Raw genomic sequence first — 8,693 nt, 5'->3', positions numbered from 1 at the left:
CCGCGGGCCGGTCGCCGCGACCGCCCGCCCGGCCCGCTCTCCGCCCGCCCGCCGGCTCCGGCTTAGCATGCGGTCATGACCCACGACGGCCTCCGGCTCACGCCCTTCCGCGGACTGCGTTACGTCCCGGGGAAGGTCGGTTCGCTCGCGGCCGTGACCTCGCCCCCGTACGACGTCGTGGTCCGCCCCGACCAGGTGCGGCTGCTGGAGACGGCCGACCCGCACAACATCGTCCGGCTCATCCTGCCGCAGGGCGCCGACGCCGCCGCACGCGACGCCAACGCCCGTACGACGCTGCGCACTTGGCGCGCCGAGGGCGTCCTTGCACCCGATCCGCGGCCCGCCCTGTACGTCTACGAGCAGCGCAAGGGCGAGCTGTTGCAGCGCGGCCTCATCGGAGCGCTGCGGCTCTCCCCGCCGGAGGAGGGCGTCGTCCTGCCGCACGAGGGGGTCATGCCCGACGTCGTGGAGGACCGCGCCCGGCTGATGCGCGCCACGGGCGCCAACCTGGAACCGCTGCTGCTCTCCTACCGGGGCGACGGCAGCGGCACCGGAGCCGCCGCCGTGGTCGAACGGGCCGTGCTGCGCACGCCGTTGCTCTCCACCAGGACCGCGGACGGCTTCTCGCACCGTCTGTGGTCGCTGACGGATCCCGCCGAACTCGCCGAGGTCGACGCCGAGTTGTCCCGGCACCGCGCCCTCATCGCGGACGGCCACCACCGCTGGGCGACGTATCTGCGGCTGCGCGAGGAGCACTGCGGGCAGGAGGGGAACGGGGGGACCCGGGCGCACGAAGGTCACGGTGCGCGCGAGGACGGACGTGACCGCGCCGACGGTCCGAACGCCGACGGCCCGAACTCAGCCCGTACGGACGCCGGTTCGCCCTGGGAGTACGGCCTCGTCCTGCTCGTCGACACCGTCCGCCACCCGCTGCGCGTACAGGCGATCCACCGCGTGCTGCCGCGGCTGCCTCTCGAACGGGCCCTGCGCGCCGTCGAGTCGGCGGACGCCTTCCGCGTACGCGACCTGGGCAAGCCCTCGTTGGCGCAGGCGCTGGACGAGCTGGACGCCCTGGAGGAGAGCGCCGGCAACGCCTTCCTCCTCACCGACGGCGGCGGCGCCTTCCATCTGCTCCACGACCCGTCGGCGCGACTGCTGGAGCGCACCGTCGAGGCGGACCGCCCCGCCGCCTGGCGCCGGCTGGACGCCACCGTCCTGCACTCGGTGCTGCTGGACCGGGTGTGGGACGTGCCGGACCGCCCGGAGGACATCGGCTACATCCACGACGCGTCCGCCGCCGTCGGCAAGGCCGCCGGTACGGGCGGCACGGCGGTGCTGATGCGTCCCGTACGGGAGGAGGTCGTACGCGAACTCGCCGAGCAGGGCGTCACGATGCCCCGCAAGTCGACCTCCTTCGGCCCGAAGCCCGCGACGGGGCTGGTGCTGCGCCTCCTGGACGAGGGCACCGCGCCCGGCGGGGACGCGGCGTCCGCGGAAGCGGAAGACCCGGCCTCCGCCGAAGACTCGGAACCCGGCGAAGACCCGGCGCCCCGCGACGACTTGGCCCCCGGCACGGACCCGGCACCCCGCGACGGCTGAGCGCCCCGCTTCCGCCCCCAAACGCGCTGAGCGCTTTCTCACACCGGCCCGCGGAGCGGGGCCCGGCCGGTCGGCCGTCAGCCGTGAACGCACCGAGGATTCCTGGGATGTCCTGCGAACTCCCGTAAAATTTCCGGCAGTCGGCCGAAGATCCTGTGCGGTTGTCCGGAAGCTCACATTCAACTTCGGGCTCATCACCCCCTTGACCTGCGCATAGTTAGGGTAGCCTTACCTGAGTCACCGCGCTGCCGTGCGGTGCACGACGCCCGCGTCAGGGAGGACAGTTCATGAGCAGCAGGGCCCACCTGCTCAACGACAGGACGGCGGAGCACTACCGGCGCTCGCTCACCGAAGGCGTCGGCCGTGTCGCGGAGAAAATCGCCGGCGCGGACCGCCCCTTCACCGGAGTCACACCGTCCCAACTCGCCCCGGCCGTCTCGGGAATCGACCTGGAAGACCCCCTGGGCGACCCGGCCGCCGCGCTCGACGAGCTGGAGAACGTCTACCTCCGCGACGCCGTCTACTTCCACCACCCGCGCTATCTCGCGCACCTCAACTGCCCCGTCGTCATCCCGGCGGTCCTCGGCGAGGCCGTGATCTCGGCCGTCAACTCCTCGCTGGACACCTGGGACCAGAGCGCCGGCGGCACCCTGATCGAGCGCCACCTCATCCGCTGGACCGCCGACCGCATCGGCCTCGGCACGGCCGCGGACGGCATCTTCACCAGCGGCGGCACGCAGTCCAATCTGCAGGCGCTGCTGCTGGCCCGCGACGAGGCCTGCCGCCTGGTGGAGAAGAACTCCACGACGCCGCCGCGCAAGCCCGAGATCCTGCCCCGGCTGCGCATCCTCACCTCCGAGTGCAGCCACTTCAGCATCGAGAAGTCCGCCACGCTGCTCGGCCTGGGACCCGAGGCCGTCGTCTCCGTCCCCTGCGACTCGGACCGGAAGATGCGCGCCTCCGCCCTCGCCGCCGAACTCGACCGGTGCGAACGCGAAGACCTCATCGTGATGGCCGTCGTGGCCACCGCCGGCACCACGGACTTCGGCAGCATCGACCCGCTGCCCGCCATCGCGGACCTGTGCGAGCGCGCCGGCATCTGGATGCACGTCGACGCCGCGTACGGCTGCGGACTGCTGGTCTCCCGGCGCCGCCATCTGCTCACGGGCATCGAACGCGCCGACTCGGTGACGGTGGATTACCACAAGTCCTTCTTCCAGCCGGTCAGTTCGAGCGCCGTGCTCGTACGCGACCAGGCCACGCTCGGCCACGTCACGTACCACGCGGACTACCTCAACCCGGCCCGCATGGCGGAGAACGCCATCCCCAACCAGGTCGACAAGTCCATCCAGACCACCCGCCGCTTCGACGCCCTCAAGCTGTGGCTGACCCTGCGCATCATGGGCGCCAAGGGCGTGGGCGAACTGTTCGACGAGGTGGTGGACCGGGCCGCCGACGCGTACGGGCTGCTGCGCGACGACCCCCGCTTCGAGGTCGTCACCCGCCCGCAGCTCAGCACGCTCGTCTTCCGCTATCTGCCGCCCTCCCCCGCGAGTCAGGCCCTCACGGACGAGGTCAACCTCCATGCGCGGCAAGCCCTGTTCGCCTCCGGCGAGGCCGTCGTCGCCTCCACGGTCGTCGACGGGCGGCACTATCTGAAGTTCACGCTGCTCAACCCGGAGACCTCGCTGGAGGACATCGCCATCGTCCTCGACCTCGTCGCCGAGCACGCGGGCCGCTGCCTCACCGAACGCCGGGAGGCCCTCGACGCCCAGCGGGCCGACCCCGAACCGGCCCACCCGCGCGCCAGTTGACCGCCCGCCCCCGGAGATCCGGAGACCTCTACGTGTCCACCCCGCACGACACCGCCCACGTCCACGACTTCATAGCCATCGGGCTGGGCCCCTTCAACCTGGGCCTGGCCTGTCTGACGGACCCCGTCGAGGAGCTGGACGGCCTGTTCCTCGACGACAAACCGGAGTTCGACTGGCACCCGGGCATGCTGCTCGAAGACAGCACGCTCCAGACGCCGTTCATGTCGGACCTGGTCACGCTTGCCGACCCGACGTCGCGCTTCACCTTCCTCAACTACCTGAAGGAGATCGGCCGTCTCTACGCGTTCTACATCCGCGAGAGCTTCTATCCGCTGCGCGCCGAGTACAACGACTACTGCCGGTGGGCCGCCGGGAAGCTGGAGTCGGTGCGCTTCCACCACCGCGTCACGAGCGTCGAGTACGACGAGGCCGAGGAGCTCTACGTCGTACGCGCCGACGACACCGCCGCCGGCGAGCAGCGCGCCTACCGCGCCCGCAGGCTCGTCCTGGGCACCGGCACGCCGCCGCACATCCCCGACTCCTGCAGCGGTCTCGGCGGCGACTTCATCCACAACTCCCGCTATCTGGCGCACAAGGAGGAGTTGCAGAAGAAGAAGTCGGTCACGGTCGTCGGCAGCGGTCAGAGCGCCGCGGAGATCTACTACGACCTGCTCCAGGAGATCGGCGGCCACGACTACCACCTGACCTGGGTGACGCGTTCGCCGCGCTTCTTCCCGCTCGAATACACCAAGCTGACGCTGGAGATGACGTCCCCGGAGTACGTGGACTACTTCCACAGCCTCCCGCCCTCCACCCGGGACGAGTTGGTCGCCTCGCAGAAGAACCTCTACAAGGGCATCAACACCGAGCTGATCGACGCCATCTTCGACCTGCTCTACCAGAAGAGCCGCACCGGTCCCTGCCCCACCCGGCTGATGACCAACACCGCGCTCACGGACGCCGGTTACGACGAGACGAGCGGTACGTACACCCTCGGCCTGCGCCAGGAGGAGCAGAAGCAGGACTTCAGCCTCACCACCGAGGGCCTCGTCCTCGCGACCGGATACCGCTACTCCACACCCGAGTTCCTCTCCCCCGTCGCCGACCGCATCGACTGGGACGAGCAGGGCCGCTTCGCCGTACGGCGCGACTACCGCGTGGACACCGGGGCCGCCGAGGGCCGCGAGATCTTCGTGCAGAACGCGGAGTTGCACACCCACGGCTTCGTCACCCCGGACCTGGGCATGGCCGCCTACCGCAACTCCTGCATCATCCGCGAGCTGCTCGGCCGCGAGTACTACGCCGTCGAACGCCGCATCGCCTTCCAGGACTTCACCGCTCCGGCGCCCTCCGCCGGGCCGGAGCCGACCCACGGGACGGAGGCTCCGCGCCGATGAGCAGCGCACGTACGAACGGCGGCGCCGGCATCGTCCACGTCCGCACCGACCCGCGCCTGGGCGACTTCGCCCTGCGCCCCGTCGACCCCGCGAACGACGCCGAACTGCTGCACCGCTGGGTCACCCACCCCAAGTCGGCGTTCTGGCTGATGCAGGAGGCGAGCCTCACGGACGTCGAGCGGGAGTTCATGTCCATCGCCGCCGCCGAGCACCACGACGCCTTCCTCGGCCTCCACGAGGGCGAACCGCGCTTCCTCGCGGAGCGCTACGACCCCGCGCACGTCGAACTCAAGGGCCTGTACGAGGCGGAGCCCGGCGACGTCGGCATGCACTTCCTGTGCGCGCCCACCGACACCCCGGTGCACGGCTTCACCCTCGCCGTGATCACCACCGTGATGGACATGCTCTTCGCCGACCCGCACACCCGCCGGGTCGTCGTCGAGCCGGACGTACGCAACACCGCCGTGCACGCCCTCAACGAAGCGGTCGGCTTCCGGATCGAGCGCACCGTCGCCAAGCCGGAGAAGGACGCCTATCTGAGCATGTGCACCCGTGAGCAGTTCGAGACGGCACGCGACGCCCTGCGGACCCGCGCGGCGAGCGAAGCGACGGAGACCCCAGGAGGGACGAAGAGCCGATGACCACACCCACCGCACCCTCCCCCGGCGAGGCCGTCGCCCATCTCACCCCCGAGCGCTGGCAGTCGGCGAACCGCCTGCTGGTACGCAAGGCCATCGCCGAGTTCACGCACGAACGGCTGCTGAAGCCCGCCACGCTGTCCGCACCCGAGGAGCGGTACGCCGCCGGGCGCTACTCCGTGCACAGCGACGACGGGCAGACCGAATACCGGTTCACCGCACGGCAGTTCGCGCTCGACCACTGGCAGGTCGACGCCGACGGGCTCACCCGCCACCGCGACGGCGCCGAACTCCCCCTCGACGCCCTCGCGTTCGTCACCGAGCTGCGCGGCACCCTCGGCCTGGGCGAACAGGTCCTGCCGGTCTATCTGGAGGAGATCAGCTCCACCCTCGCGAGCACGGCCTTCAAACTGGCCCGTACGCCCGTGAGCGCCGACCGCCTCGCCCGCTCCGGCTTCCAGGAGATCGAGGCGGGCATGACCGAGGGCCACCCCTGCTTCGTCGCGAACAACGGCCGCCTCGGCTTCGACGTCGCCGAGTACCGCGCCTACGCACCCGAAGCCGGCGCCCCCGTACGCCTCATCTGGGTCGCCGCCCACCGCGACCACGCGACCTTCACCGCGGCGGCCGACCTCGGCTACGACAAGCTGCTGCTCTCCGAGCTGTCCGCGTCGACGCTGCGCCGCTTCTCCGCCGTGATGCAGGAGCAGGGCCTCGACCTGGACGCGTACTTCCTCATTCCCGTACACCCCTGGCAGTGGTGGAACAAACTCTCCGTCACCTTCGCCGCCGAGGTCGCGCAGCGCAATCTCGTCTGCCTCGGACACGGCGACGACGACCACCTCGCCCAGCAGTCCATCCGTACGTTCTTCAACGCCACCAACCCCGGCAAGCACTATGTGAAGACGGCGCTCTCCGTCCTCAACATGGGCTTCCTGCGCGGACTTTCGGCCGAATACATGAAGGCCACGCCCGCCATCAACGACTGGCTGGCGGACCTCGTCGCCTCCGACCCGGTGCTGCGCGAATCGGGGCTCGCCGTCCTCCGCGAGTGCGCCGCGATCGGCTACCACGCCGCCCCGTACGAGGCCGCCGCCCCGAAGGGCTCCCCGTATCTGAAGATGCTGGCGGCACTGTGGCGGGAGAGCCCCGTGCCGCTGCTCGCGCCCGGCGAACGCCTCGCCACGATGGCGTCCCTGCTGCACACGGACGCCGACGGCGGCTCCTTCGCGGCGGCGCTCATCGAGCAGTCGGGCCTGGACGCCGAGACCTGGCTGCGGCGCTACCTCGACACGTATCTCACGCCGCTGCTGCACTGCTTCTACGAGTACGAACTCGTCTTCATGCCGCACGGCGAGAACGTCATCCTCGTCCTCGACGACGACGGCGCCCCCAAGCGCGCGATCTTCAAGGACATCGCCGAAGAGATCGCGGTGATGAACCCGGACGTGCAGCTCCCCCCGGAGGTCGAACGCATCCGCGCCGACGTCCCCGAGGACATGAAGATCCTCTCCCTCTTCACCGACGTCTTCGACTGCTTCCTGCGCTTCCTCAACGGCATCCTGGCGGCGGACGGCACCCTGGACGAGGACACCTTCTGGTCGGCGGTCGCCGACTGCGTCCGCGACTACCAGAAGTCCGCGCCGCACCTCGCCGAACGCTTCGAGCGCTACGACCTGTTCACGGAGTCCTTCGCGCTGTCCTGCCTCAACCGCCTCCAACTGCGCGACAACCAGCAGATGGTGGACCTCCAGGACCCGGCCGGCGCCCTCCAACTCGTCGGCGAACTCGACAACCCGCTGGCCCGCTTCGCCCCGTAACGACGACGGCGACGCACAGGAGGCGGGAGCCCGCGGTGCGATCCGCGAACTCCCGCCTCCTGTCGTACGTCTCGTACGCCGGCCTCACTCCCCGGCGCCGGCGTCCCTCGAACTCTCCTCCGGCGTGGCTTCCTTCGCTGCCGGGCTCGCGTTCCCGTCCTCCTCGGCCTCGGGATCGAGCGCGTCGATGAACTCCACACCGTCCAGCTCGGCCAGCCTGTCCGACGCGTCCGTCGCCCCGCTCTGGTCGGCCTCCAGCGCCTTCGCGAACCACTCGCGCGCCTCGCCCTCCCGGCCGACCTCCAGCAGCGCGTCGGCGTACGCGTACCGCAGCCGCGCTGTCCACGGCTGCTGCGCGTTGGACGCCAACTCGGGGCTCTGCAACGTCACGACGGCCGCCTCCGCCTGACCCATGTCCCGCCGCGCCCCGGCTGCCACAAGCCGCATCTCGACCTGCCCGGCCTTGTCCAGCTTCTGCACCTCGGGCTCGCCGGCCATCGCGAGCGCCTTCTCGGGCCGCCCCATTCCGCGTTCGCAGTCGGCCATCACCGGCCACAGATGCTGAAGCCCGGTCATCCGCCGCGCGGCCCGGAACTCCGCCAGCGCCTCCGCGTACTTCTCCACGGCGTACGCCGCGAACCCGGTCGCCTCCCGCACCGACGGCACCCGCGACGCCAGCCGCAGCGCGACCTTCGCATAGCCGTACGCGGACTGCGGATCGTCGTCCAGCAACCGCGCCACCATGACGAGGTTCTTCGCGACGTCCTCGGCGAGCGTCTTCGGCAGGCTCATCAACTCCTGCCGTACTTCCTTGTCGATCTCCGCGCCCGTGACGTCCTCGTCGATCGGCAGCCGCCTCGGCCCCTCACGGTCGGACCGCCGGTCGTCCCGGCCGCTCCCACCACGCCGATCGTCACGCCCGAACCGCCGCGGCGGCGGCCCACCACGTCCCTGGCCCTCACCACGACGATCATCGCGCCGCCCCCGGAAGCCACCCCGCCGGTCGTCCTCACCACGCCCGCGCTGCTCACCACGCGGCGCACGGGACGTACGAGGCTTGTCCGAGCGGTCCGTACGATCCGTGCGGTCACTCCGCTCACCCCGCCGAGGCCCGCCACCACCGCGCGGCTTGTCCCGGTCACGCCCCCCGGGCGCCTCACGGCGGTCCCCCCGGCGTCCGTCGTCCCGCCGGAACCCCCCGCGCCCACGGCTCTCACCGCTGCCCGCACGCCCGTCGCGCTTTCCGCCCCGCGGCCGGTCCTCACCGTTCCGCTGCCCGGACTGACGAGGACGGCGTTCGGGCCGGTCGTCGGCCGATTCGGTGGACATGGACGTGACTCCTGTCGTCATGACGAGACCTTTCACGGCCCCGCGGAATTCCCACTCTTGAAATACAAAAAAGCCCGGGCCCACAGCGCATGCACG

General features: G+C 70.8%; 6 protein-coding genes. 5 read left to right on the top strand and 1 reads right to left on the bottom strand.

Annotated elements, in window-relative coordinates; genetic code table 11:
* Nucleotides 1-75: 75 nt before the first annotated feature.
* The 5 genes from AN218_RS34860 (at nt 76) to AN218_RS25470 (ending at nt 7,268) form a co-directional block, all read left to right on the top strand.
* Nucleotides 76-1,599 (top strand): DUF1015 family protein, encoded by a 1,524-nt coding sequence (locus AN218_RS34860; protein ID WP_079132579.1) that lies wholly within the window; start codon nt 76-78, stop codon nt 1,597-1,599.
* A 287-nt stretch (nt 1,600-1,886) separates the two neighbouring features.
* Nucleotides 1,887-3,413, top strand: a complete 1,527-nt coding sequence (locus tag AN218_RS25485) for a pyridoxal phosphate-dependent decarboxylase family protein (RefSeq protein WP_070019269.1) — start codon at nt 1,887-1,889, stop codon at nt 3,411-3,413.
* Nucleotides 3,414-3,445: 32 nt separating this feature from the next.
* Nucleotides 3,446-4,810 (top strand): lysine N(6)-hydroxylase/L-ornithine N(5)-oxygenase family protein, encoded by a 1,365-nt coding sequence (locus AN218_RS25480; RefSeq protein ID WP_070019267.1) that lies wholly within the window; start codon nt 3,446-3,448, stop codon nt 4,808-4,810.
* Nucleotides 4,807-5,451 (top strand): GNAT family N-acetyltransferase, encoded by a 645-nt coding sequence (locus AN218_RS25475; protein ID WP_079132578.1) that lies wholly within the window; start codon nt 4,807-4,809, stop codon nt 5,449-5,451. Before AN218_RS25480 ends, AN218_RS25475 begins: the two co-directional genes overlap by 4 nt.
* On the top strand, nt 5,448-7,268 hold the full coding sequence (locus AN218_RS25470; protein ID WP_070019266.1) for an IucA/IucC family protein: 1,821 nt from the start codon (nt 5,448-5,450) through the stop codon (nt 7,266-7,268). The genes AN218_RS25475 and AN218_RS25470 overlap by 4 nt, the downstream gene beginning before the upstream one ends.
* An 84-nt stretch (nt 7,269-7,352) precedes the next feature.
* Here AN218_RS25470 and AN218_RS25465 read toward each other — a convergent pair whose 3' ends face one another.
* Nucleotides 7,353-8,120 carry a tetratricopeptide repeat protein gene (locus tag AN218_RS25465; protein WP_216311804.1) on the bottom strand — a complete coding sequence of 256 codons (768 nt, stop codon included), beginning with the start codon at nt 8,118-8,120 and terminating at the stop codon, nt 7,353-7,355.
* Nucleotides 8,121-8,693: the final 573 nt, after the last annotated feature.

The sequence above is a fragment of the Streptomyces nanshensis genome (assembly GCF_001751255.1).
GTDB lineage: Bacteria > Actinomycetota > Actinomycetes > Streptomycetales > Streptomycetaceae > Streptomyces > Streptomyces nanshensis_A.
Note: the sequence above shows the minus strand (reverse complement) of the source record. Positions and strands in the feature narration are given on the sequence as shown.